The organism is Amycolatopsis magusensis (genome assembly GCF_017875555.1).
GTDB classification, from domain to species: domain Bacteria; phylum Actinomycetota; class Actinomycetes; order Mycobacteriales; family Pseudonocardiaceae; genus Amycolatopsis; species Amycolatopsis magusensis.
In genome coordinates, this window is the sequence record NZ_JAGGMS010000001.1 from 1,169,718 (window position 1) to 1,195,454 (window position 25,737).

General features: G+C 70.5%; 29 protein-coding genes and 1 tRNA gene. 7 read left to right on the forward strand and 23 right to left on the reverse strand.

The features are described 5' to 3' along the window. Positions 1 to 51 precede the first annotated feature (51 nt). A complete protein-coding gene (locus tag JOM49_RS05585) occupies positions 52 to 1,236 on the forward strand; it encodes an arginine deiminase (protein WP_209670844.1) in 1,185 nt (394 codons plus the stop codon). 268 nt (positions 1,237 to 1,504) lie between these two features. Continuing rightward, complete coding sequence (locus JOM49_RS05590) at positions 1,505 to 2,056, forward strand: ferritin (RefSeq protein ID WP_209663290.1); 552 nt, start codon at positions 1,505 to 1,507, stop codon at positions 2,054 to 2,056. Positions 2,057 to 2,119: 63 nt separating this feature from the next. Here the strand turns inward: JOM49_RS05590 and JOM49_RS05595 are convergent, their stop codons facing one another. The 4 genes from JOM49_RS05595 to JOM49_RS05610 form a co-directional block, all read right to left on the reverse strand. Further along, the gene (locus JOM49_RS05595) at positions 2,120 to 2,968 is read right to left on the reverse strand and encodes a hypothetical protein (RefSeq protein WP_209663291.1); all 849 of its coding nucleotides are present in this window, start codon (positions 2,966 to 2,968) and stop codon (positions 2,120 to 2,122) included. After that, positions 2,965 to 3,477 carry a SigE family RNA polymerase sigma factor gene (locus JOM49_RS05600; protein ID WP_209670847.1) on the reverse strand — a complete coding sequence of 171 codons (513 nt, stop codon included), beginning with the start codon at positions 3,475 to 3,477 and terminating at the stop codon, positions 2,965 to 2,967. Before JOM49_RS05600 ends, JOM49_RS05595 begins: the two co-directional genes overlap by 4 nt. A 220-nt stretch (positions 3,478 to 3,697) precedes the next feature. Next, on the reverse strand, positions 3,698 to 4,048 hold the full coding sequence (locus JOM49_RS05605) for a DUF952 domain-containing protein (protein WP_209663292.1): 351 nt from the start codon (positions 4,046 to 4,048) through the stop codon (positions 3,698 to 3,700). Continuing rightward, entirely contained in the window at positions 4,048 to 4,923 is an 876-nt protein-coding gene (locus JOM49_RS05610; protein WP_209663293.1) for a DUF5926 family protein, read from the reverse strand. Before JOM49_RS05610 ends, JOM49_RS05605 begins: the two co-directional genes overlap by 1 nt. A 54-nt stretch (positions 4,924 to 4,977) precedes the next feature. Between JOM49_RS05610 and JOM49_RS05615 the strand changes: the two genes are divergently transcribed. Then, complete coding sequence (locus JOM49_RS05615; protein WP_209663294.1) at positions 4,978 to 6,153, forward strand: cytochrome P450; 1,176 nt, start codon at positions 4,978 to 4,980, stop codon at positions 6,151 to 6,153. Here the strand turns inward: JOM49_RS05615 and JOM49_RS05620 are convergent. From JOM49_RS05620 to JOM49_RS05635, 4 genes are all read right to left on the reverse strand, one after another. Further along, complete coding sequence (locus tag JOM49_RS05620; RefSeq protein ID WP_209663295.1) at positions 6,123 to 6,716, reverse strand: class F sortase; 594 nt, start codon at positions 6,714 to 6,716, stop codon at positions 6,123 to 6,125. The two genes, JOM49_RS05615 and JOM49_RS05620, sit on opposite strands and share 31 nt — an antisense overlap. Further along, a complete protein-coding gene (locus tag JOM49_RS05625; protein ID WP_308158657.1) occupies positions 6,706 to 7,344 on the reverse strand; it encodes a hypothetical protein in 639 nt (212 codons plus the stop codon). Before JOM49_RS05625 ends, JOM49_RS05620 begins: the two co-directional genes overlap by 11 nt. 225 nt (positions 7,345 to 7,569) lie before the next feature. Continuing rightward, positions 7,570 to 8,508: a DUF4328 domain-containing protein gene (locus tag JOM49_RS05630; RefSeq protein ID WP_282771225.1), complete on the reverse strand. Its 939-nt coding sequence runs from the start codon at positions 8,506 to 8,508 to the stop codon at positions 7,570 to 7,572. Between the two features lie 2 nt (positions 8,509 to 8,510). Continuing rightward, complete coding sequence (locus tag JOM49_RS05635; protein ID WP_209663297.1) at positions 8,511 to 8,846, reverse strand: rhodanese-like domain-containing protein; 336 nt, start codon at positions 8,844 to 8,846, stop codon at positions 8,511 to 8,513. Positions 8,847 to 8,933: 87 nt separating this feature from the next. On the opposite strand from JOM49_RS05635, the gene JOM49_RS05640 reads away from it, so the two are divergent. Together JOM49_RS05640 and JOM49_RS05645 are read left to right on the forward strand one after the other, a co-directional pair. Further along, positions 8,934 to 9,554, forward strand: a complete 621-nt coding sequence (locus tag JOM49_RS05640) for an L-2-amino-thiazoline-4-carboxylic acid hydrolase (RefSeq protein WP_209663298.1) — start codon at positions 8,934 to 8,936, stop codon at positions 9,552 to 9,554. After that, the gene (locus JOM49_RS05645; protein WP_209663299.1) at positions 9,551 to 10,090 is read left to right on the forward strand and encodes a PadR family transcriptional regulator; all 540 of its coding nucleotides are present in this window, start codon (positions 9,551 to 9,553) and stop codon (positions 10,088 to 10,090) included. Before JOM49_RS05640 ends, JOM49_RS05645 begins: the two co-directional genes overlap by 4 nt. On the opposite strand, the gene JOM49_RS05650 is transcribed toward JOM49_RS05645, so the two are convergent. From JOM49_RS05650 to JOM49_RS05700, 11 genes are all read right to left on the reverse strand, one after another. Next, the gene (locus tag JOM49_RS05650) at positions 10,053 to 11,651 is read right to left on the reverse strand and encodes a monocarboxylic acid transporter (protein WP_209663300.1); all 1,599 of its coding nucleotides are present in this window, start codon (positions 11,649 to 11,651) and stop codon (positions 10,053 to 10,055) included. The genes JOM49_RS05645 and JOM49_RS05650 overlap by 38 nt on opposite strands. Then, positions 11,648 to 11,980 carry a DUF485 domain-containing protein gene (locus tag JOM49_RS05655; protein ID WP_282771214.1) on the reverse strand — a complete coding sequence of 111 codons (333 nt, stop codon included), beginning with the start codon at positions 11,978 to 11,980 and terminating at the stop codon, positions 11,648 to 11,650. Before JOM49_RS05655 ends, JOM49_RS05650 begins: the two co-directional genes overlap by 4 nt. 103 nt (positions 11,981 to 12,083) lie before the next feature. Next, the gene (locus tag JOM49_RS05660) at positions 12,084 to 13,871 is read right to left on the reverse strand and encodes a sodium/solute symporter (protein WP_209663302.1); all 1,788 of its coding nucleotides are present in this window, start codon (positions 13,869 to 13,871) and stop codon (positions 12,084 to 12,086) included. Positions 13,872 to 13,901: 30 nt separating this feature from the next. After that, positions 13,902 to 14,438: a hypothetical protein gene (locus tag JOM49_RS05665; protein ID WP_209663303.1), complete on the reverse strand. Its 537-nt coding sequence runs from the start codon at positions 14,436 to 14,438 to the stop codon at positions 13,902 to 13,904. Between the two features lie 2 nt (positions 14,439 to 14,440). After that, positions 14,441 to 15,271: a LytR/AlgR family response regulator transcription factor gene (locus tag JOM49_RS05670; RefSeq protein WP_209663304.1), complete on the reverse strand. Its 831-nt coding sequence runs from the start codon at positions 15,269 to 15,271 to the stop codon at positions 14,441 to 14,443. 105 nt (positions 15,272 to 15,376) lie between these two features. Beyond that, a complete protein-coding gene (locus JOM49_RS05675) occupies positions 15,377 to 16,744 on the reverse strand; it encodes a glycoside hydrolase family 16 protein (RefSeq protein WP_308158659.1) in 1,368 nt (455 codons plus the stop codon). A 296-nt stretch (positions 16,745 to 17,040) separates the two neighbouring features. Then, a complete protein-coding gene (locus JOM49_RS05680; RefSeq protein WP_209663306.1) occupies positions 17,041 to 17,880 on the reverse strand; it encodes a S49 family peptidase in 840 nt (279 codons plus the stop codon). A 182-nt stretch (positions 17,881 to 18,062) separates the two neighbouring features. Further along, a complete protein-coding gene (locus JOM49_RS05685; RefSeq protein ID WP_209663307.1) occupies positions 18,063 to 19,430 on the reverse strand; it encodes a sensor histidine kinase in 1,368 nt (455 codons plus the stop codon). A 245-nt stretch (positions 19,431 to 19,675) separates the two neighbouring features. Beyond that, the gene (locus JOM49_RS05690; protein WP_209663308.1) at positions 19,676 to 20,527 is read right to left on the reverse strand and encodes an Fpg/Nei family DNA glycosylase; all 852 of its coding nucleotides are present in this window, start codon (positions 20,525 to 20,527) and stop codon (positions 19,676 to 19,678) included. A 3-nt stretch (positions 20,528 to 20,530) separates the two neighbouring features. Continuing rightward, positions 20,531 to 20,971, reverse strand: a complete 441-nt coding sequence (locus JOM49_RS05695; protein ID WP_209663309.1) for a DUF983 domain-containing protein — start codon at positions 20,969 to 20,971, stop codon at positions 20,531 to 20,533. A gap of 79 nt (positions 20,972 to 21,050) precedes the next feature. Continuing rightward, on the reverse strand, positions 21,051 to 22,478 hold the full coding sequence (locus JOM49_RS05700; RefSeq protein WP_209663310.1) for a sigma-70 family RNA polymerase sigma factor: 1,428 nt from the start codon (positions 22,476 to 22,478) through the stop codon (positions 21,051 to 21,053). Between the two features lie 186 nt (positions 22,479 to 22,664). On the opposite strand from JOM49_RS05700, the gene JOM49_RS05705 reads away from it, so the two are divergent. Together JOM49_RS05705 and JOM49_RS05710 are read left to right on the forward strand one after the other, a co-directional pair. Further along, positions 22,665 to 22,737 (forward strand) — tRNA-Gly (locus tag JOM49_RS05705). A gap of 453 nt (positions 22,738 to 23,190) precedes the next feature. Next, positions 23,191 to 23,784 (forward strand): lytic polysaccharide monooxygenase auxiliary activity family 9 protein, encoded by a 594-nt coding sequence (locus tag JOM49_RS05710; RefSeq protein ID WP_209663311.1) that lies wholly within the window; start codon positions 23,191 to 23,193, stop codon positions 23,782 to 23,784. A 74-nt stretch (positions 23,785 to 23,858) separates the two neighbouring features. On the opposite strand, the gene JOM49_RS05715 is transcribed toward JOM49_RS05710, so the two are convergent. The 4 genes from JOM49_RS05715 to JOM49_RS05730 all read right to left on the reverse strand — a co-directional run bounded on the left by JOM49_RS05715 (position 23,859) and on the right by JOM49_RS05730 (position 25,618). Then, positions 23,859 to 24,269 (reverse strand): Imm7 family immunity protein, encoded by a 411-nt coding sequence (locus tag JOM49_RS05715; RefSeq protein ID WP_209663312.1) that lies wholly within the window; start codon positions 24,267 to 24,269, stop codon positions 23,859 to 23,861. A 22-nt stretch (positions 24,270 to 24,291) separates the two neighbouring features. Beyond that, entirely contained in the window at positions 24,292 to 24,585 is a 294-nt protein-coding gene (locus tag JOM49_RS05720) for a YiaA/YiaB family inner membrane protein (protein WP_209663313.1), read from the reverse strand. Positions 24,586 to 24,711: 126 nt separating this feature from the next. Then, entirely contained in the window at positions 24,712 to 24,954 is a 243-nt protein-coding gene (locus tag JOM49_RS05725; protein WP_209663314.1) for a helix-turn-helix domain-containing protein, read from the reverse strand. Positions 24,955 to 25,006: 52 nt separating this feature from the next. Further along, the gene (locus tag JOM49_RS05730; RefSeq protein WP_209663315.1) at positions 25,007 to 25,618 is read right to left on the reverse strand and encodes a hypothetical protein; all 612 of its coding nucleotides are present in this window, start codon (positions 25,616 to 25,618) and stop codon (positions 25,007 to 25,009) included. Between the last annotated feature and the right edge of the window lie 119 nt (positions 25,619 to 25,737).

Below are 25,737 nucleotides of genomic sequence, written 5' to 3' on the forward strand. Positions count from 1 at the left end.
ACCGTCGAGCAAGCGACTTCCGAGACCGTGTCCGCGGCGCCCGCGCCCCTGGTGGAGAGTGAGGTCGGGCCGCTGCGCTCGGTCCTGCTGCACCGGCCGGGAGCCGAGCTGAAGCGCCTCACGCCGCGCAACAACGACCAGCTCCTGTTCGACTCGATCCCGTGGGTGGATCGCGCGCAGGAGGAGCACGACGCGTTCGCCGAGGTGCTGCGCGGGCGTGGCGTCGAGGTGCTGCTGCTGGCCGAGGTGCTGCGCAGCGCGCTCGACGACCCGCGCGCCCACACCGCGGGTGTGCACGCCGCGGTCGACGCCCGCAGGCTGGGCACCGAACTGGCCGACGTGCTCCGCTCGCATCTGTCCTCTGTGGACGCTTCGGTGCTGGCGGAGGTGCTGATGGCGGGCATGACCTTCGAGGAGCTGCCCGCCGCCGAAGGCACCTCGCTGGTCCGGAAGATGAACCACCCGCGTGATTTCGCCGTGGACCCGCTGCCGAACCTGTTGTTCACGCGTGATTCGTCGGCGTGGATCGCGGACCGGGTGGCGATCTCCTCGCTGACCATGCCCGCGCGCCGCCGGGAAACCGCGGTGCTGGACCTCATCTACGCCTACCACCCGCGGTTCCAGCGGGCCGCGCGGGCGTACGGCGCGCACTCGGCGCCGATCGAAGGCGGGGACGTGATGTTGCTGGCGCCGGGCGTGGTCGCCATCGGCGTCGGCGAACGCACCTCGGCGGCGGGGGCGGAGTCGCTGGCCCGCTCGGTGTTCGCCGACGACCTGGCGCACACCGTGCTGGCGGTCCCCATCGAGCAGTCACGGGCGACGATGCACCTGGACACCGTGTGCACCATGGTCAACACGGACGCGGTGGTGATGTACCCGCTGGCCAGGGACTCGCTGGAGGCCTTCACCCTGCACCCCGGCGACGACGGCGGCCTGCGGGTCGACGGCCCGGAGCCGTTCCTGACGGCCGCCGCGAAAGCCATGTCCATCGACCGGCTGCGCGTCATCGACACCGGCCTGGACCCGGTGACCGCGGAACGCGAACAGTGGGACGACGGCAACAACACCCTGGCCGTCGCGCCGGGCGTGGTGGTCGGCTACGAACGGAACGTGGAGACGAACGAACGGCTGGAGGCCGCGGGCATCGAAGTCCTGCGCATCGCCGGCTCGGAACTGGGCTCGGGCAGGGGCGGACCGCGATGCATGTCGTGCCCGGTGGTGCGGGACTCGGTCTAGACGGGCGGCGCGCTCGGGGCTCACGCCCTGGGCGCGCACCCCACGAACGCGACTCTCGTCTGCCTGAGTGTGTGCTTCAGCTGCCCCAACGTGAGGTTCGGCTGCCTGAACGTGGGGTTCGGGTGCGTGAGTGTGGGGTTCGCGGGAAATTGATTAGGTTTGGCTTAGCTTAATTAGCTGGACCTTCTTTTGGGAATGGTAACCTAATGCGGCGGGAATCACCAGAGTGAAATGGAGATAATGACGCGGCTGGGTTATCGTTGAATGCATGGCCCTCACCAAGAAGAATCCGCGTTCGAAGTTCTACGAGCTGCTCCAGCAGCAGGTCCACAACGAGTTCAACGCCTCCCAGCAGTACATCGCCCTGGCGGTCTGGTTCGAGAACGAGGACCTGCCGCAGCTGGCGAAGCACTTCTTCCGCCAGGCGAACGAGGAGCGCAACCACGCCCTCGCGCTGGTGCAGTACATGCTGGACACCGACCACCACGTCGAGATCCCGGGCACCGGCGAGGTCCGCAACGACTTCGACGAGGTGCACGAGCTGATCGAGCTGGCCCTCGCGCAGGAGAAGGAGGTCGCGGCCGACATCAAGACGCTGGCCAAGGCCGCCCGCGACGAGGACGACTACATCGCCGAGCAGTTCGTCCAGTGGTTCCTCAAGGAGCAGGTCGAGGAGATCTCCGCGATGTCCACCCTGCTCAACATCGTCCGGCGCGCCAACGGCAACCTGTTCGAGGTGGAGAACTGGCTCTCCCGCGAATCGGTCGGCGACGGCGGTGGCGACCCGATGATGCCCCCGGTGGCCGGCGGCGCCATCTGAGCGGCCCCGAGCCCCGAGGGCCGGACCGGACCCGGGCACTCCCGATCGCGGGAGTGCCCGGGTTCATTCGTAGCAGTCCTGGTAGCTGTCGTCGAGGTAGATGTGCTCGATCACCGAGGCCTCGCCGACCACCACGCGGTACCGGTAGCCGTTGCCGATGGGCACCACGTCGCCGTGGGGGCCGACGGTCGCCTTCGGGTAGGTCGCCTGCAGCTGACCGCGGGTCGACCCGGTGCCGATGCCCTCCGGCGTGGTCACGTCCGCCGACGGGTTGATGTAGACCACGCCCCGGTTCGGGGAGACCACCACCGAGCCGCCGCTGGGCACCCCGGTCCCGCTGAAGTAGTAGGTGGCGCAGCCGCCGTCCAGGCCGCCGCTGCTCTCCGGCGTGAAGTTGATCCCCGCCGACGAAGCCTGCTCCATGGTGGCGTTCAACTGCAGCTTGCCGTACCCGCCGGGGCCGAGGAGCGGGCCGGGTACCGGCGGTTTCGAGGCGGCGGGCACGTCGGTGCGCATCGGGCTCATGGGGGCGCCCGCGGACGGCTGATCGGCGTGCTGGCTCGGCGGCGGCGCCGACGCGGGCGGCGGCGGGACCGGGCTGGTCGGCGGCGGCACCGGGGCCACCGTGGCGCTCGGGCCGATCTGCAGGCTCGGGTCCAGGCCGGACGGCTGGGCCACCGGCGGCGGCACCTCGTGCCGGAACCCGCCCCCGGTCACCGCGACCCCACCGGCCACCAGCGCGGCCACGCCCAGCGCCCCGCCGGCGACGGTCATCCGGCGACGGCGGACGCGGCGCCGCTTGGCGCCCGCGACGATGAGCTGCCCGGCGTCCGGCTGGGGACGCAGTTCGAGGCGTTCGTCGTCGAACAACCGGCGCAGTTGCCCGGCCAGTTCGTCGTCGGCTGCGCTCATCCCGCTTCCCTCCCTCCGCTCTCCTCGACCGTGGCCGCCATCTTCAGCCGCAGGGAGGCGAGCGCCTTGCTCGCCTGGCTCTTCACCGTGCCCTGGCTGACGCCGAGTGACGCCGCGATCTCCGCTTCGGACAGTCCTTCGTAGTAACGCAGCACGACGACGGCGCGTTGCCTCGGTGGCAAAGCGCGTAGTGCCTGCCACAGCGGTTCGTGCTCGAACGGGTCCGCGTGCACGAGCGGCTGCGAGTCCGGGATGTCGGCGACCAGGTTCTCCCGCTTGGTCCGCCGCCACCGGCTGATGTGCGCGTTCGCCATGGAGCGGCGGATGTAGGCCATCGGGTCGCCGGTCTTGCGCTGCACGTGGGTCCAGCGGGAGCCGATCTTCTCCAGCACCGTCTGCACCAGGTCGGCGGCGTCGTGCGGGTTGCCGGTCAGCGCGTGCCCGTAGCGCATCAGGCCGGGCAGGTTGGCCGAAACGAACTCCCCGAAGTCAACGAGGTCGCCCGGCACCGCCAATCCCCTCTCCCGGCGCGCATCGACGACGCGGTTCTCGGCCAGCGACAGCACTGGCACCACCGGCGCGCACGCGGTCACCGTATCGCCTCCAATCCCGGTGAGCGCTCTCGACCGCTCCCCACCACCGTCTGTCTCACGCATCCGCGCCCCCGCAGGTTGTCCATCGGCCGTTCCCGATCGAGGGACGCGCCGCGGGGGGCGCCGTTGTGATCCGTTACCGGTTCGCGATGGCTGGTGGGAGGTGGAATCGGCCGTCCGGGCCCGGCGGGAACTCGTGCACCGCGACCACGGCGGCACGCGGGATGGGGCCGTACACGTGCGGGAAGCGGACCCCGGCCGGGTGCGGCGGCACGCCGTCCTCCCAGCGGACCGGCACGCCGAGGCGAGCGGGGTCGATTTCGAGCAGGACGAGGTCGGTGCGGCCGGCGTAGAGGGCGTCGGCGGGCAGGTGGGCGGTGCCGAAGTCGGAGCAGTGGATGAAGCCGGCGTCGTCGAGCGAGGGCGCGCGGTAGTCGCCGCCCTCGCTCGACGCCCAGTCCTGCGCCGAGCAGATGTGCAGCAGCACTAGCGAATGGTGATCTGGCGGCCGATCAAGCCGTCGCGGGCGCGGCGCTCGGCGGCGTTGAGCGGCTCGTCGTCGAGCGAGGCCAGCGCCTGGTCGAGCCGTTCGCCGAGCTGCTTGGCCGGGTCGGCCCACTCTCGGGCGTGTGCCTCGGGGTCGAGGTCCCAGACCGGCACCAGCAGGCCGTGCGCGCGGAACGAACCGGCGTACCGCGAGTCGTCGCCGAGGCCGATCTCACCGGCGGCGGAAAGCCGGGCCAGCGCCTGGAGCACCTTGCCCTCGGGCTCCGGGCGCACCCAGCGCAGGTGCGCCTTCTCGCCGGCGTCGACCCAGTACGCGCCGGTGCCGAGGCGCTCGGACGGCATGATCGCGCCGTTCGCCCGCTCCAGCGACAGCGCCACCTCGCCCTCGGCCTCGGTGCCTTCGGGCAGCCACCACGAGAAGTCGGTGTGCATCCGGACGTCCAGCTCGGCCTTCGGGTCGAGCAGGTCCTGCAGCCGTTCGCCCTCGGAACCGGGGGTGATGGTGTCGGGCACGGAGAGCACGTCGCCCTCCTTGGCCTCGAGCGCCCAGCGGACCGACCGGCCGATGTCACGGCTGACGTCGGTGGAGCGCGTCTGCACCTGGAGGCCGACGAACGCCTGGCCGTCGGCGCGGACGAACGCGGCGGCGGCCATCGGCAGCACGGTGCCGAGCACCACCTTGCGGCCGCCGGTGTCCTTCAGCGGCAGTTCGACGGTCGCGGAGGGCACGAACTCACGCAGCGCGATCAGCTCCGGCTCCCCGGCGAGCCCTTCGAACGGCTGGCCGACGAAGACTTCGCGGACCTTCTTGACCCGGTCCTGCTTGGGCCCCTTCTTGCGCGCCGCCTTGCCCACAGTTCCTCCTCGCGATCGGTCGGGCCGACGGTACCGAACAGTTAGGCTCGTGCGGTGTTCGACCCGAGCGATACCGAGTTCCTGGCCGATCCCTATCCGGCATTCGCCGAGTTGCGCCGGCAGGGGCCGGTGCACCGGCACGACGGGCTCGGGCTGGCGATCGCGGTGTCGCACCCGGCGGCTTCGGCGGTGCTGCGGCACCGGTCGCTCGGCCGCGTCTGGCGCGACGCGACCCCGGCCGAGCAGTTCGTCTCGTTCAACCTGCTGCACCGGAACTCGTTGCTGGAGAACGAACCCCCGGCGCACACGCGACTGCGGCGGCTGGTGTCGTCGGCCTTCGCGCGCGGGCACGTCGAACGGCTGCGCCCGCGGGTCGAGGCGATCGCCGGGCAGCTCGTCGACCGCTTCGCCGCGCGCATCCGGGACGAGGGCACGGCCGACTTCCTCGCCGAAGTGGCGCAACCACTGCCGGTCGAGGTGATCGCGGAACTGCTGGGGGTGCCCGCCGAGCACCGGCCGCTGCTGGTGCCGTGGTCAAACCACATCGTGAAGATGTACGAGTACGGCCTGCCCGCCGACAAGCGCGCGGCGGCCGAGCGGGCGTCCGGTGAGTTCGTCGACTACCTGCGGGAACTGGCCGTCGAGCGGGCCGCCAACCCCGGCGACGACCTGATCAGCGACCTCGTCCGCGTGCGGGACGACGACAACAGCAGGCTCTCGGACGACGAACTGGTCGCCACCGCCGTGTTGTTGCTGATGGCGGGCCACGAGGCGACGGTCAACGTGCTCGGCAACGGCCTCCGCGCGCTGCTCGACCACCGCGACCAGTGGACCCGGCTGCCCGCGAACCTCGACTCCGCCGTGGAAGAAGCGATCCGGTACGACTCGCCACTGCAGTTGTTCGAGCGGACCGCGACCGCGGACGTGGAGATCGCCGGGTTCCGCCTCGAAGAAGGGCAGAAGATCGGGGCGCTGCTCGGGGCCGCCGCCCGTGACCCCGAGGTGTTCGCCGAGCCGGACACCTTCGACGTGACCCGGTCCCCGAACCCGCACCTCGGGTTCGGGGCCGGTATCCACTTCTGCCTGGGTGCCCCGCTGGCCAGGGTGGAGATCGCCGCCGCGTTCCGGGCGCTGACCACGCTGCCGGACCTGGAACTCGCCGGAGAACCCCCGCGGCGCCCGGAGTTCGTCATGCGCGGTTATCGGGAACTGCCGGTCAGCGTCGCGTAGACGATGACGTTGTCCTGGTAGCTGCGCGCGGTGGAGTCGAAGACACCGCCGCAGGTGATCAGGCGCAGTTCGGCGCCCTCGGTGTCGCCGTAGACCCGGTCGGTGGGGAAGTTCTTCTTCGCCACCTGGTCCACCTCGCGCACGACGAACGCCACCGCGGAACCGTCCGTGCGCCGGACGGTGATCTCGTCCCCGACGGCGAGTTCCTTGAGCCGGAAGAAGATGCCCGGCTGGTGGTTGCCGTCGACGTGCCCGAGCACCACGGCGGGCCCCGGCTCCCCCGGCTTCGGGCCGTGCACGTACCACCCGGCCTGCAGGGGCTGGGTCACCGGCGGCACCTCGACGGTGTCGTCCGGGTTGAGCCCCAGCCCGACCAGTGACGAGCGCGCGCCGATCTTCGGGATGTCGATCGACTCGGGTTCGGCCCCGCCCGCGGGGGCGGGGGCGGACACCGCGGGCTCGGCCGGTGGCGGACCGGCCGCGCCCGCGGTGCACCCGGTGACGGCCAGCAGCAGGCCGATCAGCACGACCAGCGCGGGCCGCCACCTGGGGTCAGCGGGCACCGGAGGTCCTGCGCCGGGCCAGCACCACACCACCGGCGGTCAGCGCACCGGCGCCGGTCAGCCCGGCGATCAGCCACGCCACCGAGGCGGGGTCGTCGCCGGCCGGGCCGCTGCCGGTTTCCGGGGCACCGGCGGGAACCTTGGTGACCTGCTTGGCCGGGACGTCCTTGACCACCGCCGCCTTCTCCGCGGACACGACCTTCACCACCGCCGACGGTTCCTTGTAGTCGCACAGGAGGGTTACCCGGTAGTCACCCGGCTTCGTGTTCGCGCCGACCTTGAGCGTGACGTGGACGTCCGTGCCGCCGTCCCGCTGGACCGACTTGTCGGCCACCTGCGTGAAGCCCTCGGGCTCGATGAGGTTGAACCGGTGCGGCGTCACGCACCGGCCCTTGGCGGTGACCAGGTCACCGGGTCGGGCGGTCTTCGAGGTCAGCCAGAACTTCGTGGCCAGGTTGTCGCCGGGCTGCTCGGTCACGGGCGGCTCCTCGGCCGGCTCGCTCGGCGGCGCCGGGGAGGTGGTGACCGGCGCCTCGGACGGAGTGGTCTCCTCGGCGAAGGCGGTGAACGGCAGCAGCGCCATGGCCCCGGCGAGCACACCCGTGAAAGCGATACGACGAATGGACACAGTAATTCTCCCCATGCTTGAGAAGACGGCGAAATGCCGTCCCAATAAAATGAATTCCCACCCAGAAAGAACCCAGCACGCAGCGAAACCACAGGTCAGCTGCCTGGAGAACCCCTTGAGAATGAATGCCCCGCCGGAATTCCCCGCTTCAAGCGATCCGACAACAACAAGACGCCCGTACCCCCATCGGGGTTGCGGCGGTTGATAACGAAGAGATCGCGAAAATCAGCGGGGCGCGGTGGCCGGGCGGGACGGGCGCAGCTCGGGTTCCGGGGCGCCGGTCACCTTGAGCACGCGCAGGTGGCGCAGCTTGTCCTCGCCGACCGGTGCCAGCAGGCCGGTCATCCGGCGGACCAGCAGCGCGGTGAGCACGGCCAGCGCGGCGGCGGATCCGTCGGTCAGCACGGCGAGCAGCACGCCGTCGGCCTGTGCCTGGACGCCGTCGCGCAGGCGCCAGATCACCGAGATGACCAGCAGCAGGCCGTTCAGCACCCAGGTACCCCACCAGGCGAGCACCAGCCGTGACGGCCGTGGCCGCTCGGAGCCGGGGCGGCGCAGCACGGAGTGCTCGGTCTCGGCGATGATCGACCCGGCCATCACCAGGTTCGGGCCCGGCACGAAGAACCCGGCGACCACCTGCCACGGCGGCCGGGCCGGGCGCTCCCCCAGTTCGTCGGCGGCGACCACCCTGGCGACCAGCAGCCACCACAGGCTGACCCCGGCGGCGAACAACGCCAGCACGAAGGTCAGCAGCGCGCCGGTGAGCACCAGCGCGTCCGAGGTGCCGACGACGTCGGCGTCGAGCGCGTCCTCCCGGCTGATCAGCAGCAGCACGTAGCGCCAGCCCTCGGCGAACGCGGACAGCGTGGCGAAGGCGGCCAGCACCCACAGCAACATGGTGGCGTTGCGGTAGAGCGCGCGCAGCCGTTGCGCCGGGCGCGGCGAGTTCGACGGGGTGCCGGGGACCGCGGTCGGCAGCCGCCACACCACGTTGGGGAACCCCCAGCGCGGCGGCACCCGGTAGGCGGGCGGGCCGTAGTAGCGGTGGTCGACCGCACGCCGGCGCGGTGCCGGGTGGTACGGCGGAGTCGCCACCCAGCGCACCCGCGGCCGGTACGGCGGCGGGTGCTGGTGCTGGGGTGGCGGGTAGTGCTGGGGGTGCACGCTCACACCACCTGCGGCTCGGCACCCTGGTCGGTGACCATCGGCAGGCCGTTCGCCTGCCAGGACTCCATGCCGCCCGCCACGTTGACCGCCTCGCGTCCCTGCCCGTTCAGCCAGGCGGCGACGTTCGCCGAACGCACGCCGCTGCGGCAGATCACGTACAGCCGGTCGGCCTCGGGCAGCTCACCCAGGCGGCCGGGCAGTTCGCCCATCGGGATGTGCACGGCCTGGGGGGCGTGCCCCGCGGCCCACTCGTAGTTCTCGCGGACGTCGAGCAGCGCGAACTCACCGGGCAGCTCGGGGACGTCCACAGTGGGCACTTCAGCAGGGTTCACCACCCCACCATGCTCGCACGAAGGCGCGTTCAGCGCGTGTGAACAGGGCGGCTCTCGACTCGATAGACAAACTTGTCTATGGTGGCCGTCATGACCGACCTCAACGATCCGCGGAGCTGGTTCGTCGAACCGTTCTTCGCCGCGCTGCTCGACGGCGTACCGGACGCGGCGGAAGTCCGCGCCCGCCTGGAACGCGAGACCGAAACCCTGCTCGACCAGACCGAAGACCTCGTCGTCGACGAGGCCGCCCGCAGCCACGTGGTGCTCACCGCCTACGCCGTCGCCGCCTACCGCTGGCTCCAGGGCCGGGTGGCCGACCCGCTCGACGCCGTGCGCGAAGCCGTGGTCGGCCCGTTCGGCGAGTGGATGGCCGACACCGTGCGTGCCGAACTCGACCAGGCGCCCGACCCGTTCGCGACCATGGTCGCGAACCTGCGAGAACAGGAGAAGTCCTACTACGGCAAGGGGTTCGCCTGGGAACGGGTGGTCGACGACGACCGCGCCATCCTGTCCCGCGCACACCGCTGCGTCTACCACGACGCGAGCACCCGGCTCGGCGCGCCGGAGCTGACCGCCGCCGTGTGGTGCGAATGGGACAAGCCGATGCTGGCCGCGGTCGACCCGGACCGCCACGGCATGCGTGCCGCGCGCCCGGTGACCATCGGCTACGGCTGCGACCACTGCGACTTCGCCTTCGAGCGGACGAAGTGAACGTCCGCCTGCTGGTGCTCGCGCTGCTGGCGGAACAGCCGCGGCACGGCTACGAGATCCGCAAGTGGCTCGTCGACAGCCACGCCGAGAAGTGGGCCGAGGTCAAGCCGTACTCGGTGCACCACGCGCTGACCCAGCTCGCCAAGGAGGGCTTGGCCGCGCTGGACCGGGTCGAGCCGACCGCCCGCCGCGACCGGTCGGTGTACGCGATCACCGACGACGGCCGCGAGGAGCTGCGGCGGCTGACCCGCAAACTGTGGGGGCAGCTGCCCAACGCCTACCCGGCGAGCGTCTACCTGCTGCTGACCTTCGTCGACGTGCTGCCGCCCGCGGAAGTGCGGTCGCTCGCCGAGTCGCTGGCGCACGCCCTGCGGGCGCAGCTCGCCGACTGGGAGGCCGGCCAGGCGGCGAAAGCTCCCCTTCCGCCGCTCTGGCAGGCCATGTTCGACAACGGCCGGGCGCACCTGCGCGCCGACCTGGAGCTGGTCGAAGCGGTCCTCAGTGCGGAGTCGCTTTCTCCGCCCCCAACCCGGTGAGCGAGCGGACCTCCATCTCCGCGTACTTGTCCTGGTTGTGTTCCTTGGACAGGACGGTGCCGAGCCAGCCGAGGAAGAACGACAGCGGGATCGACACGAGGCCGGGGTTCTGCAGCGGGAACCAGTGGAAGTCCACGCCCTTGATCATCGAGTTCGGCAGTCCGGAGACCGCGGGCGAGAAGATGATCAGCACGATGGTGACGCCGAGGCCGCCGTAGATCGACCACAACGCGCCCGAGGTGTTGAACCGCTTCCAGAACAACGAGTACAGGATGGTCGGCAGGTTCGCCGACGCCGCGACCGCGAACGCCAGCGCGACCAGGAACGCGACGTTCTGGTCCTTGGCCAGGATGCCGCCGACGATCGCGACCGCGCCGATCACCACGGCGGTGATGCGGGCGACGCGGACTTCGGCGTTGCTGTCGGAGACCTTGCCCTTCTTGATCACGTTGGCGTACACGTCGTGCGCGAACGACGCCGACGCGGTGATCGTGAGACCAGCCACCACAGCGAGGATCGTCGCGAACGCCACCGCGGCGATGAACCCGAGCAGGATCGGCCCACCGAGCGCTTGCGCGAGCAGGGGCGCGGCCGAGTTCTCCTTGCCCGGTGCCTTGTTGATCGCGTCCTTGCCGACGATCGCGCCTGCGCCGTAGCCGAGGACCAGGGTGAACAGGTAGAACAGCCCGATCAGGCCGATCGCCCAGACCACCGACTTCCGCGCGTCCTTCGCCGTGGGCACGGTGTAGAAGCGCATCAGCACGTGCGGCAGGCCTGCGGTACCGAGCACCAACGCGATACCCAGGGACAGGAAGTCGATCTTCGAGGTCTCCGAGACGCCGTACCGGGTTCCCGGGTTCAGGACGGCATCCCCGGCGCGCTGGGCCGCGCTGCCCAGCAGCTCCGACAGGTTGAACCCGTACCGCGCCAGCACCCACACGGTCATCGCGAACGCGCCGGAAATCAGCAGCGCGGCCTTGATGATCTGCACCCAGGTGGTGCCCTTCATCCCGCCGACCAGCACGTAGATGATCATCACGAGACCGACCACCGCGATCACCACGGCCTGCCCGGCGGTGCTGGAAATGCCCAGCAGCAACGAAACGAGGATGCCCGCACCGGCCATCTGCGCCAGCAGGTAGAAGAAGCTGACCGCCAGCGTCGAGGTCGCCGCGGCCGCGCGCACCGGCCGTTGCTTCATGCGGAACGCCAGCACGTCGCCCATGGTGAACTTGCCGGTGTTGCGCAACAGCTCCGCGACCAGCAGCAAAGCCACCAACCAGGCGACGAGGAACCCGATCGAGTACAGGAAACCGTCGTATCCGTAGACCGCGATCGCCCCGGCGATACCGAGGAAGGACGCGGCCGAAAGGTAGTCACCGGCGATCGCGATCCCGTTCTGCGGGCCGGAAAACGCGCGCCCGGCGGCGTAGTAGTCCGACGCCGTCTTCGTGTTCCGCGAAGCCCGGAACACGATCACCAGCGTCACAACCACGAACGCCCCGAAGATGCTGATGTTCAGCACGGGGTTCGACCCCTGGACACCCTGCGCGAGGTTCACTTGCCCGCCCCCTCGATGTCCTCACGGATCTTGTCCGCGACCGGATCCAGGTGGCGGTTCGCGTGCCGCACGTACAACCCGGTGATCACGAAGGTCGAGACGAACTGCAGCAGGCCCAGCACCAGGCCCACGTTGATGTTGCCGACGAGCTTGGTGGACATGAAGCCGTGCGCGTAGTCGGCGAGCACCACGTAGAGCAGGTACCAGCCGAGGAACAACACGGTCATCGGGAACACGAAGTTCCGCAGGCGTTTGCGCAGCTGACGGAACTCGGGACTGGCCTGGACGCGTTTCCAGTCGGCTTCGGTCAGCGGTTCACTACTGCTCACAGGAGACCTCCCTCGATCCAGCGGTGTGCCGAGGATCATCCTCCTGATGGGGGAGGTGCGCAGGTCGCACGATCAGGGGAAGGCGGTGACTGAGAGTGGAATGTTACTTCCGGTGCCGCCCGCGGCCGGTGCGTGCCTTTTCCTCCGCCTGACCGAACCGCGCCACCGCGCGGTCGCGCATGAAGCCCAGCGGGTCCGGCGCGTGCAGGCGCAGCATCACCGCGTTCAGGTCGTCGGGCACCCGGTGCGCGGTGGCCTTGCTGACCAGCATCGTGGCCAGGAACGCGGCGGGCACGGTGAACAACGCGGGCTGCACGGCGAACCACGGCGCCCAGTCGCCGGTGTACCCGCTGACGATGGTCACCGCGAGCGCGCCCAGCACCAGCGTGCCGCCGACGACCATGCCCGCCATCGCCCCGGTCCAGGTCAGCTTCCGCCACCAGATGCCGAGCAGCAGCATCGGGCTGAAGGTGGACGCGGCCAGCGCGAAGGTCATGCCGACGCTGAGCGACAGGTCGTCCTGGCGCAGGGCCAGCGCGATGCCCAGCGGGGCCAGCGCGACCAGCACGGTGGCCAGCCGGAAGTCGCGGACGCGGCCGGGCAGCACGTCGGTGGACAGCACCCCGGCCACGCTGACCAGCAGGCCCGACGCGGTGGACAGGAAGGCGGCGAAGGCACCGGCGGCGGTGACCGCGCCGAGGATCTGCCCGCCGAGCCCGCCCAGCATCGCCGAGGGCAGCAGCAGCACCGCGGCGTCGGTCTGCCCGGTGACCAGCAGCTCCGGCACGTACAACCGGGACAACGCGCCGAGCAGCGCCGGGAAGAGGTAGAACAGGCCGAGCAGCAGCAGGACGTGCACCGTGGTCCGGCGCGCGGCCTTGCCGTCCGGGTTGGTGTAGAAGCGGACCAGCACGTGCGGCAGGCCCATCGTGCCGAGGAACGTGGCGAACATCAGCGAATACGTGCTGAGCAGGTCGGTCACGTCGGCGGAGGCGGGCAGCAGCCAGGTCGAGTTGTCGGCCACCGCCCCGGTCACCACCGGCACCGGTGAGCCCGCCGGGAAGCGCAGCTTGGTGCCCTCGCCGACCTCCGGGGTGACCTCGGGCGACCAGAACACCACGCCCTCGGACTTCGCCCCGTCCACCACGCCGTCCGCGTAGAGCACGGTCGGCACGGCCACCCTCAGCGTGACCGGGGTCTGCACGTCGACCGTGGTTTCCTCGGTGAACATCGGGGGCGCCGCCGTGCCCAGCGAGCCGGCGGTCGGCCCGGCCCCGCCCCCGATGAACACCACGCACAGCACGAACGTCGGCGCGGCGATGGCGAACAGCTTCAGCCAGTACTGGAACGCCTGGACCACGGTGATCGCGCGCATGCCGCCGGCGATCACGTTGATGGTCACCACCACGGTCACCACCACCGCGCCGGCCCACGCGGGCGTGCCGAGGATGGTGGTCAGCCCGAGCCCGGCGCCCTGCAGCTGCGGGACCATGTAGAGGATGCCGATGAACACCACGAAGGCGGTGGAGAACCGGCGCAGCGGCAGCGACCCGAGCCGCGCTTCGAGGAAGTCCGGCAGCGTGTACGCGCCGGAACGCCGCAGCGGCGCGGCGACGAACAGCATCAGCGCCAGGTAACCCGCGGTGAAGCCGATCGGGAACCACAGCGCGTCGGCGCCCTCCTTGAGCACGATGCCCGCGACCCCGAGGAACGAGGCCGCCGACAGGTACTCACCGGAGATGGCGGCCGCGTTGCGCCGGGACCGCACGGTCCGGCGGGCGACCAGGAAGTCGTGCGTGCTGCTGGCGAACCGCGAGGACCGGTGGCCGAGGTAGAACGTGACCATGCCGACCAGCACGATGCCGGCCAGCGCCCACGGGTTCAGCTGCACTCGAAGATCCTCGCACGCGGTCGGGGAATCTCAGTCCTCGATCATGTCGACGAAGGCCCGTTCATGGCGTTCGGCCAGGCGGTTGTACCACAGGCCGACGGCGAGCAGCAGCGGGAACGGCACCACCCCGAGCAGCAGCCAGGCCACCGGCACGCCGATCAGCCGCAGCCCGGCGAAGTCCGGGGACAGGAAGAAGGCCAGCGGCAGCGCGCCGAGCAGCACCACCACCAGCAGCCCGAGCGCGAGCCCGGTGCGCAGCTGCTTCTTCACCAGGTCCTTGATCAGCAGCTCGCCCCAGCTGGTCTGCTCCTCCAGCTCGACGCGGGCCCGCAGCGCGTTCGTCTGCTTCGGCCCGGACAGCACCACCCGCTGGCGCCGGGGCCGGGAGTGGTGCTCGGGCTCCGGCAGGTCGTCGGGCAGGGCGCCCGACGGGACCGGTTCGGTCTTCGAGGTGGGGGGCACCGGCCCGGCCTGCGCCTTCGCGTGGCGGCCCAGGTTCTTGCCGAGCGTCGGGTCGGGCTCGCGCACCCCGCCGATCTGGCGGTACGGGTCCCCACCGAGGGTCATGGCTAGCTGTTCCGCGACGAGCCGACCAGCCGGTCCTTCAGCTCACGGGTGTGCCTGCGGCTCACCGGCAGCAACTTCTCCTCGTTGCCGATGACCACCTGGTAGCCGCCCTGGCCCATCCGCAGCTCGGTGATCAGCTGCAGCGCAACCAGGTAGGACCGGTGGATGCGGACGAAACCCGCCTTCTCCCAGCGTTCTTCGAGCTGGGCCAGCGGGATGCGCACGAGGTGGCTGCCGTCGGTGGTGAACAGCCGCGCGTAGTCGCCCTGCGCCTCGACCCAGCGCACGTTCGCGCGCGGGATGAGCTTGGTGTTGCCCGCCAGTTCGACCGCGATGACCTCGTCGTCGGTCTTCACCGGCTCCTGCCCGGCCGGGGCGGCGGGCGCGGGAGCGGCCTGCAGCGACTGCAGCACCCGCTTGATGGCCTTGTCCAGGCGTTCCTGCTTGCACGGCTTGAGCACGTAGTCGACCGCGCCGAGGTCGAAGGCGTTCACCGCCTCCTCCGGGTGCCCGGTGACGAAGACCAGCACCGGCGCCGGGTTCAGCGTGGCGAACACGCGCGACATCTCCATGCCGGACAGGCCGGGCATGTTCAGGTCGGCGAACACCGCGTCGACCGGGGCCAGGCCGCGGTCCTTGCGGTAGCGGACCTCGGCGTCGTCCGAGGCCAGCAGCCGCAGCGCGTCAGTGGCGTCGGTGCAGGTGAAGATCCGCCGGATGGCCGGGTTGTTCTCCAGGCAGTGGGCGAGTTCGGACAGGCCGTGCGGCTCGTCGTCGACGGCCAGCACCAGCAGGCCCGAAGTGTCTTCGTGGGTACTCACAGTGACAAGCATCCTGCCTAGTGAAAGTGGCTATGTCCAGCTTTGGTGGGAAGGAGTCCGGTTCAGTTATAAGCGACGCGGGGGCGGAATGTCTGCCGCCCCCACGTCGCCGATTGGTTACGGTGCGAAGGTGAACCAGTTGACGTTCACGAAGTCCGACGGCTGCCCGCTGCGGAAGCTCAGGTAGACGTCGTGCGTGCCGGTGACCCCGCTGATGTTCGCCGGGATCGTCTGCCAGCTCTGCCAGCCGCCGGTGTTGCCCACCGAGAACGACCCGATCGGCGGATTCGACAGGCTGTCCAGCCGCACCTCGACCAGCCCGCTCACCCCGCCGCCCGCGCCGGAGGCGACCCGCGCCTTGACCTGGGTGGCGGTCTGCGAACCGAACTTGATGCCGTTGTACCTGGCCCAGTCGCCGTTGGCCGCGGTCGCCACGTTCTGGCCGCCACCGGCGTCGGTGGTGGTCTGCGTGGTCAGGCCGTTCTGCTGCTGGTGGTTCTCCGCCTGGATGGTGCCGTAGGCGTCGGTGCCACCGGGATCACCGGTGCCGCCACCGCCGCGGGTCCACGCGGCCACGTAGTCGACCACCATCGGCCGCCCCGGCACGGTGGCCGCGGTCGGCGTGCCGATACCGGCCACCCCGTTCGGGAAGGCCCCGCCCATCGCCACGTTCAGGATGATGAAGTACCCGGCGTGACTGGTCATGTTGGTCCACGTGGTCGCGTCCAGCTGGTTCTGGCTGACCTGGTGGAACTGCTGACCGTCGACGTACCACCGCAGCTGGTTGGGGCTGGTGCTGCGGTCCCACTCGAAGGTGAAGGTGTGGAAGGCGCTCTGGCAGCTGGCGCCCGGGCAGGTGCGGCTGGTGCCGATGCCGTTGTTCTCGTTGCACGGCCCGCCGGGCGCGGTGCCGCAGTGCAGCACGCCCCACACGGAGTTGATCCCGTTGACGTTCTCCATGATGTCGAACTCGCCGATGCCGGGCCAGTTCCACCAGTTGCCGCGGTACGGCGAGCCGAGCATCCAGAACGCCGGCCAGTAGCCCAGCGCGGCTTCCCCGGTGACGTTCGGCATCTGCAACCGGCTTTCGACGCGCAGCACGCCGTTCTCCGGTGCCTTGAAGTCCTGCTTGTTGGTCTCGATCCGCGCCGAGGTCCAGTTCCCGGCGCCGTCGCGCAACGGCGTGATGCGCAGGTTTCCGCTGCCGTCGAGGCTGACGTTCGCCGGGTTGTTCGTGTGCGCGGCGATCTCGCCGGTGCCCCAGTTCGCCGGGCCACCGGGGTAGCCGTGGCCGAGGCTGAAGCGCCAGTTGTTGCCGTTGGGCAGGGTGCCCGCGGCACCGTCGAAGTCGTCCGCCCAGACCTGGGTCCAGCCGGTCGGGGGTGGGGGCACGGAAGCCCCGGCCGGGACGGTCAGCGGAACGGTGACCAGTGCCGCACCGGCGACCGCGGCGGCGAGCGCCCGGCCGAACCGGCGTCTTTTCACGGGTGGGGATGGGGGAGGAACGGGCATGGGGTGACCTCCTTGTCGACCCGTACCGAGGGGAGCGGTTTTGTTGTGGCCAACAACAAAGCCTGACTATGACACCCCAGCCCTCAACCCGATGTCTGTAGCCCGTTCAGGTGCGGACCCGATCAGTTCCGGTCAACACCGATCACCCAAAACACCCATACCCGCCCAAACCCCGCCCTGTCCGCGGCCTGAATGCTATGAGTGGGGCATTACTTGCATTCAATGCAAGTAATGCCCCACTCATAGCATTGCCGGTGAGGGATGGGTGGTCAGAGGCCGAAGCGGGACCAGGCGGCTTTCGCGGAGACGGCGTCGAGCACGGCCGCGGCCGGCGCGCCGATGCCGAGCTTGGCCAGCAGCGGCTTCTTCGGCTCGGCGATGGCGATCTCGGCGTCCGGGTAGCGCTCGGCGAGCACCTCGCGCAGGTTGCCGACGCCGTCGACCAGGCCCAGTTCGACCGCTTTCGCGCCCAGCCAGACGTCGCCGTTGAACAGCTCGTCGCCGCCCTTGAGGCGGTCACCTCGGCGCTCCTTGACCCAGCTCACGAACAGCTCGTGCAGCTGCGTGTGGAGCTTCTTGAGCCACTCGACGTCCTCGGGCTTCTCCGGGCTGAACGGGTCGAGCCGCGACTTGTTCTCGCCCGCGGTGTGCAGCCGCCGCTCCACGCCGAAGCGCTCGAGCAGGCCGGTGAACCCGAAGCCGCCGCTGATCACGCCGATCGAGCCGACCAGCGAGGTGCGGTGGGCGAAGATCTCGTCGGCCGCGCAGGCCAGCCAGTAGCCGCCGGAAGCCGCGACGTCCTCGGTGAAGGCGAGCACCGGCACGCCCTTCTTGTCCGCGAGCTGCCGGATCCGCTCGGCCACCAGCCCGGACTGGGTGGGCGCCCCACCCGGTGAGTTGATCAGCAGCGCAACCGCCTTGAGCCGGTCGTGGCCGAAGGCGCGGGTCAGCGCGGTCTCCAGGGCGGACAGGTTGATCGCACCCCGGGACAGCGGTGAGGCCTGCGGGGTGATCACCCCGTGCAGCTTCACCACCGACACCACGTCCTTGCGCTCGCCGCGCTCGGCGAGACCGGGAATCCGGGAGGTCAGCTTGTCCGTCACGCTCATGCGGCCACCCTACTAGGGGGTGTCCGCGGAGGCCGGTCGATGGACTTCGGGATCCAGGTGGTTCCTGGCGGTGCCGGGCGTTCGTCCTCGTACCGGGTTGTACTCGGACGAAGGCCCGGTGCCGCCAGGGGCCGCCTGGGCGCGAAGGGCGCGACCGAGGCTTCGCGGACGCCCCCTTGCGTTCAGCGGGGTCCCGCCGCCGTCGGACGACCCTCGCGGGTGGACTGCGGGCGGTGGCGCGCGGTGTGGCCGCGGCCGCGCTGCGGCTGCACCACCGGCTGGTGCACGACCGCCGCGGGCACCGAGTCGGCGGCGGGGTCGCGGTCCTGCGCGGCCTCGGTGTACTCCGGCACGGTGGCCCGCACGCCGCGCGCGTACTTCGGCACCCGCAGGGTCACCTTCATGCCCGCGCCGGGCGCGGTCTCCACGGTCAGCGCGTACTCGTCGCCGAAGAGCTGGCGCATGCGCTGGTTGATGTTGCCCAGGCCGACGTGCGCGCCGGACTGGTGCGAGTCGTGCAGCTCGGACAGCCGCGCCGGGTCCATGCCGACGCCGTCGTCCTCCACGCTGATCAGCGCCTCGGCGCCGTGGTCCTGCGCGATCACCGTGACCGTGCCGCCGTTCGGCTTGTTCCACAGCCCGTGCTTGACCGCGTTCTCCACCAGCGGCTGAATGATCAGGAACGGCACCACCACCGAGAGCACCTCGGGCGCGATCTTCAGCCGGACGTTGAGCTTGCCGGCGAACCGCGCGCTCTCGATGGTCAGGTAGCGGTCGATATTGCGCAGCTCTTCGGCGAGCGAGGTGAACATGCCGGAACTCCGGAAGATGTATCGGGTGAAGTCGGCGAACTCCTGCAGCAGCTCGCGCGCCTCCTCCGGATCGGTGCGGATGAGCGAGGAGATGGTGTTCAGCGCGTTGTAGACGAAGTGCGGCGAGATCTGCGCCCGCAGCGCCTTCACCTCGGCCTGCTGCAGCTGGAGCTTCAAGTCCTCCAGGCGGGCCAGCTCGAACTGGGTGCAGACGAACTGCGAGACCGCGTCGGCCATCTCGACCAGCCGCTTGCCGCGGGTGCGGCCGACCACGATCAGCACCGCCTGCGTCTGCTCCTCGACGATCAGCGGCACGATCACCGCGGTGCGCATCAGGCAGTTGCCGCGGTGGTTGCAGGGCAGCTTCTCGTGCCCGACCACCTCGCGGCGGTGCCGCCGGATGGTCACCGCGATCGCGTCGCGCAGGTCGTCGTAGTGCTCGTTGGCTTCGCCGTCCCAGGACAGCAGCGTGCCGTCGGCGTCGGTGATGCCGACCGCCACGCACTTGAGCGTCTCGAGCATCTGCGTGGTGATGCGGTCCGCGGAGTTCTCGTCGAGGCCGCGGCGAAGGTCCGGGGTGGCCTTGGACATCCGGCGGACGGCCTCGAGCACCGCGTCGTCGACGAAGCTCGCCGGACGACGGCTGCGGACGAGCACGACGATCAGCAGGATCACCGCGACGGCCGCGACGCTCCACGGGATGATCTGCGCGAGAGGCAACCCGGACACGGCGTTCATGCTCTGCGCTCCGGCATCCGGGTGCAAGGGGCTTTCCTCCACTTTCTGTGCATGATCGACAACCAGCAGCTACCCATTGTGACACCCGTCCGGTGTCCCCCGCCGCTGACCTGCTGCTTCACCGGTCGGCGGGGTGCCCAGGTCGGCGGCACGCTCAGTGCATGACAAAGCGATCACGGCCGCTCCACGCTGAGTCGGCGTCGGACACCACGAACGAGGAACCGACGGCCGTTCGGGCGAGGCGCTCACTTGAGCAGCCGGGAGAGCCTCCGGTCGGCCAGCGGTTTGCCGCCGGTCTGGCAGGTCGGGCAGTACTGGAACGCCTTGTCGGCGAAGGAGATCTCCCGCACGGTGTCGCCGCAGACCGGGCACGGCATCCCGGCGCGCGCGTGCACCCTCAGTCCCGAGCGCTTCTCGCCCTTCAACCGCGCGGCGGCCTGGCCCACCGAGCGCTCCACGGCGTCGGTGAGCACGCCGGAGATCGCGCCGGACAGCCGGTCCAGCGCCTCGTCGGAGAGCTTGCCGGTGGTGGCGTACGGCGAGAGCTTCGCGGTGTGCAGGATCTCGTCGGAGTAGGCGTTGCCGATGCCCGCGATCAGCGACTGGTCGGTCAGCGCGGTCTTGAGGCGCTCGGTCCGGCCGCGGAACAACTCGGCGAGCTTCGTCCGGTCCACGGTCAGCGCGTCGGGGCCCAGTCGCGCGATGCTGGGGATTTCGGCAGGGTCGCGGGTGATCCACACCGCGAGCCCCTTCTTCGTGCCCGCCTCGGTCAGGTCGAACCCGGGGCCGGACAGGTGCACCCGCAGCGCCAGCGGCCCCTTCCCGGGCTTGGGCGGCGTCGGGGAGAGCGAATCCGACCAGCGCAGCCAGCCCGCCCTGGCCAGGTGCGTGACCAGGTGGATGCCGTCGCAGTCGAGATCGAGGTGCTTGCCGAACCGGCCCGCCGCGGTGACCTCGCGGCCCTTCAGCTCCGTCCAGGCCGGGCTGACCGTCTTCAGCACGGTCATCGAAGCCACGTCCACCCGGCTGACCACCCGCCCGACGGCGAACTCACGCAGGTGGTGCGCCAGCGCTTCGACCTCGGGCAGTTCGGGCATGACCTACTCCACCGGGTGCAGGGGCCCGTCGAAATCGGGCAGGGAGTGCTTCTGGATGGTCTTGGCGATCCGGCTCATCTCGCCGCGCACGGAGAACATGCCGCGGACGGTGCCCACCCAGCGCTCCGACGGGCGCTCACCGGTGGCGTCGCCCTCGGTCTCGGCGACCACGGTCCACGGCCGCCGCAGGATCCAGCGCAGCGGGAAGAAGATCACGATCAGCAGCAGGGCCAGCAGCACCCAGCTGGGCACCACCACGTCCTCCGGCATCCACACCACCAGGATCACCGCGAGCACCACGGTGACGAACAGCATGGCGATACCGGGGGCGTGGCTACCGGCCACGTCGTGCTCGAAATCGTCCGCGGTGGCGGGTGGCCGCCACTCCAGCTGGCTCCGGAGAACCCAGTCACGACCGTCGGCACCATGTACCAGGCGGTTCATCCACAGCCTCCAGGCGAGCAGCGCGGCACGAGCCAGACCACGGTACCGCGAGGCGCTCGTCCAGCGCGAGACCGGAAAGTCACCCGCCGGTAGCTGTCGGTGGCGAGTCGGTCACCTCGTCGGCGGGCACCTCGGCGTCACCGCTGCTGGTCGGCCGGATGCCGCTGGTCGGCGCGGGCAGCACCGAGGTCGCCGGTTCGGTCGTCTCCGGGACGTCGGTGGTGCTCAGGATCTCGTCCGTGGGCGGCTCGACGTCGTCGCGCGGGGTGTTGCTCACCCCGGGGTCGTCCGGGCCGGTCACCATCGGGTCGTCGCCCGGGGGGTCCACGGTGCCGGGCAGGTCGTGTTCGCCGGGCAGCACGACGCCGCCGGTCGAACCGTCCGGCAGCGCGGGCAGCTGGCCGGGGCCCGGCTGCACCTCCGGGTGCTGCGGCAGGGGTGGCAGCGGCGGGGGAACCTGGTTGTGCAGCGATTCGGTGGCGACCACCGGCGTCTGCACCCGGTCGGGCGGCACCACCGCGGGTTCGGCGGCGATCAGCTCCTGCCCGCCCAGGCCCGGTAGGCCGAGGTGGAACGGCTGCGCCGAGTGGTCCACCAGCGGGCCGACCGCCACGCCGACCGCACCGGCCGCCGCGGTCGAGGCCAGCGCCATGCCGACCTTCATCTTCGAGCCGACCAGCAGCCCCTTCAACCCGGCGAGAAGACCACCCGCCTGCAGGCCCTCCAAGGAGAGCGCGGAGGCGGGCAGCAGGAGCACGATCACGCCGGCGTGCGCGCGAAGCGAGGAGCAGACCTCCCGCAGTTCGTCCGCGGTGGCGCGGCAGGAGGAGCAGCCGAGCAGGTGCGCCTGGATGCGGCGCGCTTCGGTGCCGGTGACGCTGCCCGCGGTGTAGCCGCCGAGCTTCTCGATCACCGCGCGGCAGCCGTCCGCGCCGCGGTGCACCGACAGGTGCGCCTGGAGGTAAGCCGCACGCAGCCCCTGACGGGCGCGGCGGGCCAGCGCCGCCGTCGCGTTGGCGCTCAAGCCGAAGTGGGGCGCGACCACCGCGGGCTGCTCACCCTCCACTTCGGTCTGCCACAGCACGGTCCGCCAGCGCTCGGGCAGGCTGGTGAAAGCGCGGGTGATCAGCGTGTGCTCGGCCGTGCGGGCATGCGCGTCGGCGCCCGCACCGGCCCGGTGGGTCAGCTCGTCCTCGGAGACCGGCACATCGCGGCGAGCGCCATGCCACTCCCACGACACCCGGCGGGCCACGGTCAGCAGGTAGGCGCGCACGTTGTCACGCGGACCCGACCCGCGGCGCAACGCCTGCAACACGCGGAAGAAGGTCTCCGCGGTGATGTCCTCGGCCTCCGACCGATCCGACGCCAGCCCCAGTGCCAGCCGCCGCACCGCCGCGGCATGCAGCTCGAACAGCTCGCCGAACGCCGCGTCCTCCCCGTCCCGGAGTCGTTGCAGCAGCGCGGGCTCACCGGAAACCGGCGGCGGGACCGTACTTTGCTCGGTCATCCAGCCAGGCACCTCCCCGCCAAACGCTAACCCGTTCGGTTGAATGTGGACACCATACGGAGCGAACTCGTGGCCGTCACCCCTCGTGCGCCAAGGGTAACCAAAGAGCCACAGTCCGGGTGGGTAAAAGTGCCCCCTCCGGGCCGTTGTATAGTTTGCCCCGCACCGGCGGAAACCGCCGGGCACGCGGACGTAGCGCAGCTGGTAGCGCATCACCTTGCCAAGGTGAGGGTCGCGGGTTCGAGTCCCGTCGTCCGCTCTCGACCTCTGTGTATTCGGGTTCGGCGTGCCGCCTTCCCCGATTTCGATCTTCGAATCCTCTTTGTGGGGCCAAGCCCCACACCCCGGCCGGGGGCGAGCCCCCGGACCCCCATCTGCTGGCCCGTCTCGGCCTGCGGCCATCGACTTACTTCTGCTGGCGTGGCTCGGCCTGCGGCCATCGGCTTTTTCCCATCTCCAGTGGCGTCGCGAGGGCGTGCTTTTGCGCGTGGAGCGGGGGGATTGATGACTGGTTGTGGTGGGTGTCCGGTTTGGGGGGCGGGGGTGCGGCCGAATGAGGGTGGGCGGGGTTGCGGGGCGCCACGGTGCGTGCCGGGCGGGAGCTTGGTCTAGTCCAATTGTGTTGTGGTCTAGACCACGGTGACGGTGGTCACCTAAACTCGGTGGACCCAGCTCCCCCCGAATCGCTTCGCTTATCCACCAAGGAGCAAGCATGGCCAAGAAGATCCTGGGCAGAATCGCCGCCGTCGCCGCCGGTTGCGTCGCCTTGCCGGTGGTGCTCGCCGGCGTCGCACAGGGGCACGGCTACACCACCAACGCGCCGAGCCGCGCGTACCACTGCAAGACCGGCGCGGTCGCCAACTGCGGCCCGATCCAGTGGGAACCGCAGAGCGTCGAGGGCCCGAAGGGCTTCCCGGCGGCGGGCCCGGCCAACGGCAAGATCTGCGCGGGCGGGCTCGGGCAGTTCGCCCAGCTCGACGACCCGCGCGGCGGCAGCTGGCCGGCCAAGCAGGTCGGCAGCGGGTCGAACCTGACCTTCAGCTGGACGCTCACCGCGGCGCACGCCACCACGTCGTTCCGCTACTTCATCACCAAGAACGGCTGGAACCCGTCCGCCCCGCTGACCCGCGACCAGCTCGAGAGCCAGCCGTTCTACTCGGTGCCGTTCAACGGTCAGCGCCCCGGCTTCACCGTCACGCACACCGGCAAGCTGCCCGCCAAGTCCGGCAGGCACCTGGTGCTCGCGGTGTGGGACATCGCCGACACCGGCAACGCCTTCTACCAGTGCGCGGACGTGCAGTTCTGAGTTTCCCCGTCAGTTGATCAAGACTCCGGGACGGGCCGGCCTGCCACCCTGCTGCGGCCGGTCCGTCCCGGGTTTCAGAATTCGGCGTAGGCGTCCGCGTCGGCCACCGTCGGCACCACCGGCGAGAGGAACGGGTCGGCGCATTCGGTGACCTGCCCGCGCACCATCCGGTAGACCCGGAACTCGTTGCCGTGGGCGAAGTCCTCGTCGTCGTGGACGTGCAGCAGCCCGTACGAGGCCGGCGCCAGCTCGCCGACGCGGATGAACAGGTGCAGCAGCGAGGCGCCCACCGTGCTCGGGCGCTTCAGCACCCCGCCGAGGTGCAGCACCGGCACGCCGTTGGCGTAGCGGAGGTCCACCAGCTGGGCGTTGCCGAACTCCCGCACCACCCGGCCGACACGGTCGACGGCGCGTTCCAGCAGCCCGTCCGGTTCGTCGCCGTCCGCGCTGACCTGGATCGTCACCCACCCGTGGTATTCGTACATGTCAAGAGCGTAGGACCAGCGGCTAAGCCGGCTCCTTGAAGGGGTCGTGCTCGGCGAGCAACTTGTCCAGCCGCGCCTGGTCGACCCGGCTCACCAGGTAGCTGCTCTCCTGCCGATCGCGCACGACCTTCGCCAGGGTGAAGGCCGAGGTGATCGCGAAGAGCATGCTGACCGCGAGGAAGGCCCGGATCCACGGGTCGACCGGGAGGAACGCGACCCCCACCGCCACCGCCACGAGCGCGATGCCGAACGAAAGGGCCGCCTGCGCGAAGAAGGCCCCGGTGGCCGGAGCTGAGGACGAGACCGCTTTACCCATGGGTGAAACGGTCCGCCACCACCGCCGCGATGTCTTGAGTACACCTACTCAACCCCAGGTCACGACTTCACCCGACCGGCGGTCGCTTCTCGGGTACAGCCCAAGCGTCGTAGAGCACGACGAAGTTCACCCGGACTGGTCCATCTCTTGCGTCAGTACCGCCAATTCGTCGGCAGCCTCCCGGCAGCGGCGGTCGTCGTCGCGCAGGTATTCGAGCAGCGAGTCCGCCCGCACCCGGCGATGCCTGCCGACGAGGCGGTGCTCGATCTCCCCGGCGTCGAGCAGGCCGATGAGGTAGGGGCGCGAGACATTGAGCAGCTCGGCCGCCGCCTGCGGTACGACCAGTTCCCCGCCGTCTTCCTCCGCCATCCTCACCTCGACAGTGGCCGGATCGCGCGGGTGCCGCGCCAGCGCAACGGGGCTACGCGACCGGCTCCCAGAGGGTGAGGAAGGCGGCGGCTTCGCTGCGGATCCAGTGGTCCAGGCGGTCGCGGTCCCGGCGGCCCAGGGTGTACGCCTTCGCGCGCCGGACGTCCAGGACCATGGGTTCGCCGCCGCTGGGGAGCAGTTCCTTCATCCGCAGCTCCATCAGGCGCAGCGCCAGGTGCGCGGCGTCCCTGGTGAGCGGCTCCTCCTTGAAGTACAGGTGCACGGCGTGGTCCTGCCCGTTCGCCGAGCGCAGGCCGAACTGCGGGGTGATGCCGACCTCCAGCCCACCGCAGCGCCACCGGCCGCGCCCGACGCTGAGCACGGCGGGTTTGCGGCGGCCGAGGTAACGCAGCCAGCCTTCGGCGACCGCCTGGTAGTGCGGTGCCGACCGCGGGGTCGCGTTCGCGACCAGGATGTCCATCGCGGCGGCGTCCATGTCCGCCTCCCGGCCGGTGCGAATCGCCGCCGCGGCCCGCCGGTAGAAGTCGAAGCCCGAGGGCTCCGGGTTGTCGTACATCCGCCGTTGCCGCCGCACCAGCGTGGCGCGCTTGGCGCCCGCACTGCTGCTGCAACTGACGAAGGTGGGCAAAGTTACGTAGGCCACAGCGCCTCCCAGCTCTCCGCGCGACTCCCCCCAGTATAGAACATATGTTCGAAAAATACCCGTGGAGCTGGGGATTCTTCGGGTCGCAATCGGGTGCACGCGGCCCCGGTGTGACACCT